Raw genomic sequence first — 2,917 nt, 5'->3', positions numbered from 1 at the left:
CTCCTGGCCGCGATCTTCGCCCGGGTCCTGGGCATCGACCGGGTCGGCGCCCACGACTCGTTCTTCGACCTCGGTGGGGACTCCCTGACCGCCATGCGCGCCATCACCACCATCAACACCACCTTCGCCACCAACCACACCGTACGCACCCTGTTCAACACACCCACCATCACCACACTGGCGTCCTGTGTGGGGCAGGGCGGTAGCGCGGTGCCGTTGGTGGCTGGGCGGCGTCCTGCGCGTATCCCGCTGTCGTATGGGCAGAGTCGGTTGTGGTTTCTCGATCAGCTCCATGGCCCGGCACCGATCTACAACATGGCCGTGGCCGTGCACGTGCACGGTGTGTTGGATACCGGTGCGCTGTCGGCGGCGCTGGCCGATGTGGTGGCCCGCCACGAAAGCCTGCGCACCGTTGTGCGCACCGTCGAGGGTGCGCCGCATCAGGTCGTGGTGGCATCCGAGCATGCCGGTGCGGTCTGCGATGTCATCGATGCCAGCGGCTGGACCCGCCGGAAGCTCGATGACGCGGTGGCCGGCGCGGCCCGCCGTCCGTTCGACCTGGCCACCGAAATACCGGTCCGGGCACAGATTCTGAGCACCGGCGACCACCACACCCTGGTCCTGACCATCCACCACATCGCCTGCGATGCCTGGTCGATGGGTGTGCTGGCCGCCGATCTGAGTGCGGCCTACGCCGCCCGCCGTGCCGGCGGTGAGCCCGGCTGGGCGGATCTGGCGGTGCAGTACGCCGATTACGCGTTGTGGCAGCGTGCTCGGCTCGGCGACCTCGACGACAGCAGCAGTGCGATCGCGGCCCAACTGGCCTATTGGCTGCAGGCGTTGGCGCAGTTACCCGAACGCCTGGTGCTGCCGGTCGACCGGCCCTATCCGGCGGTCGCCGACCATCGCGGTGCCAGCGCGGCGCTGCAGTGGCCGGCCCGCCTGCACGAACAGATACACCACCTCGCCCGGGCCCACGATGCGACGCCGTTCATGGTGGTGCAGGCCGCGCTGGCGGTGCTGTTGTCCAACCTCAGCGGTAGCACCGATGTGGCCGTCGGGTTCCCGGTGGCCGGACGCCGCGACCCCGCGCTCGACGACCTCGTCGGATTCTTCGTCAACACCCTGGTCCTGCGCATGGACCTGTCCGGTGACCCCACCGTCGCCGAACTGCTCACCCAGGTCCGCGAACGCGCCCTGGCCGCCTACGACCACCAGGACGTCCCCTTCGAAGCCCTCGTCGAACGGCTCAACCCCGCCCGCAGCCTGACCCACCACCCCCTGATCCAGGTGATGCTGGCCTGGCAGAACACCACCACCCCCGACCTGACCCTCGGCGACCTCGACATCACCGCAACCCCACTGGACACCCACACCGCCCGAATGGACCTGTCGTTCTCCCTGACCGAACGCTTCACCGACACCGGCCAACCCGACGGCATCACCGGCGCACTCGAATACCGCACCGACGTCTACGACGGCGCCACCATCGACACACTGCTACACCGATGGGAGAAAACCCTTTCGGCGATGACCGCCGATCCCGACCAACGATTGTCGGGTATCGATCTTCTCGACGAAGACGAACACGCCCAGATCGCCGACTGGGACAACCGCGCCGCCCTGACCGACACCCCCACGACCGCCGAAGCGCCGCCCGCCTCGATCACCGCGGCCCTTGCCGACCAGACCAGCCGCACACCCGATGCCATCGCCGTGAGCTGCGCCACCGAATCGATCACCTACCGCGAGCTCGACGAACGCTCCACCACCCTGGCCCACATCCTGGGCAGCCACGGCGCCCGCCCGGGAACCTGCGTGGCCCTGCTACTTCCACACTCACCAGAGGCGATCATCGCGATGGCCGCAATCCTGAAAACCGGAGCGGCCTACCTACCGATCGACCCGGACTCACCCAGCGCCCGGATCGGGCTGATCCTCGCCGATGCCGCACCCGCGGCGGCGATCACCCTCACCGCTCTGGCAGACAGGTTCACCGACACCGGCATACCGGTCATCGACGTCGGCGACCCCCGCATCCAGGCCGCCCCCGACACCGCGTTGCCCGGGCCGGCCGCCGACGACATCGCCTACGTCATCTACACCTCGGGCACCACCGGCACACCCAAAGGCGTGGCCGTAAGCCACCACAACGTCATGGCACTGCTGGACACCCTGCTACCCGACATGCCACCGGCAACCGTGTGGACCCAATGCCATTCCTACGCATTCGACTACTCGGTCTGGGAAATCTTCGGCGCACTGCTCAGCGGCGGACACCTCATCGTCGTCCCCGAAACCCTCACCCGCTCACCCGAAGAGCTCTACACCCTGCTGGCCACCGAAAACGTCGGCGTCTTCAGCCAGACACCATCAGCGTTCCTCGCACTACTGGCCGCCGACCCGCCACCACAGCGGTGGCGCGACCGGCTGCACCTGCACACCGTGATCTTCGGCGGCGAAACACTGGACCCACAACAACTCCACCGATGGCTAGCCGACCATCCCCACCCACCCCGACTGATCAACATGTACGGCATCACCGAAACCACCGTGCACGCCACCTACCGAGAAATCACCCCGCACGACACCACCACCACGACCAGCCCCATCGGAACCCCACTGACACACCTGGCACTCCACGTACTCGACCGCTGGCTGCGCCCGCTACCCCCCGAAATCCCCGGCGAACTCTACGTCGCCGGCCACGCCGTCACTCTCGGCTACCAGCAACGCGCCGCCCTGACCGCCACCCGATTCCTGCCGTGCCCGTTCGGGTCGCCCGGCCAACGCATGTACCGCACCGGTGACCTCGCCTCATGGGGCCCCGACGGGCAACTGCGCTATCACGGCCGCAGCGATCAGCAGGTCAAGATCCGCGGCTACCGCATCGAACTCGGCGACATCCAGGCCGCAC

The 2,917-nt window shown here is 67.8% G+C and carries 1 protein-coding gene; it reads left to right on the top strand.

The features are described 5' to 3' along the window. The coding region (locus JDV09_RS26335; RefSeq protein WP_221372071.1) for a non-ribosomal peptide synthetase at positions 1-2,917 on the top strand (2,917 nt) is incomplete at both ends.

The organism is Mycolicibacterium xanthum, from assembly GCF_019710635.1.
GTDB lineage: Bacteria > Actinomycetota > Actinomycetes > Mycobacteriales > Mycobacteriaceae > Mycobacterium > Mycobacterium xanthum.
This window is presented reverse-complemented; position numbering and strand designations above follow the sequence as displayed.